Below are 815 nucleotides of genomic sequence, written 5' to 3' on the forward strand. Positions count from 1 at the left end.
ACAACTGGGCCTCATCAGGGTCACCGCTGCCGTGGCAAGGGCCAGCGTCAACATGGCGGTGCGCGATTCGGTCAACGCAATGCCCCATACCAACCAAGCGGTAGCAAACAAAGCGACCGGTGCGCTTAGTCGGCGCTTCTTCCAGCCCCACGCGATCCCTAGCAAACCACACAGCAACAAGGTGGCGAGTTGATTGGTCTGCCCCATGTTGGCATAGGGTCGGGTGCCCTCCGCAAACGCCAGCATCCAGATGTCGAAAAAGTCCAGGTTTTGCGCCAGCCCTAGCCACTGATAGGTTGCGATGCCAACAGAAAGGAGTGCTGCAACTGTCATCCCCGCCAGGATGGGTGTCGCTGCCCCCATAGGGGCTGCCAGATTCCAGCTTCGTGCAAGCATGTAGGCAAGCGCTGCACCCAGCAGGTACAGCGACAGCAGCATGGCCTCGCTTTGGAGTGGCAGCAAACCGGCCCAGTGCTGAACCCACGGCAGGGCGGCCATGGCGAGCAAAAAAACCCCTGGGCCGTCAACCACCATCGCTTGCCTAGTCTGCCAACACCAGTGCAGAAACAGCAACAGGAGCGCGCCGGCAGCCCAAGCATTGGAATGAAATGCCAGCCAGGGCGGGTAATGATTAGGCAGCAGCCAGCCCGCGGCCAACACGAGCGGCAATAACCAGACAGCCAACGATATCTGCCGCAGCTGTAAGTGGCCGTTCATACGTCAGATTGTTCCAGAGAAAAAAGAAAGAGGCCGCGCAGGGCGGCCTCCTCGGATAGCAAGATCAGCAATCAAGCAGCCTTGCAGGAACCGGGCAG

General features: G+C 59.8%; 1 protein-coding gene. It reads right to left on the reverse strand.

Annotated features, from left to right (window positions below):
• The coding region (locus tag ABD866_RS10810) for a pilin glycosylation ligase domain-containing protein (RefSeq protein ID WP_345064559.1) at window positions 1-717 on the reverse strand (717 nt) is incomplete at its 3' end.
• Between the last annotated feature and the right edge of the window lie 98 nt (window positions 718-815).

This window comes from Acidovorax lacteus (assembly GCF_039540375.1).
GTDB classification, from domain to species: domain Bacteria; phylum Pseudomonadota; class Gammaproteobacteria; order Burkholderiales; family Burkholderiaceae_C; genus Acidovorax_G; species Acidovorax_G lacteus.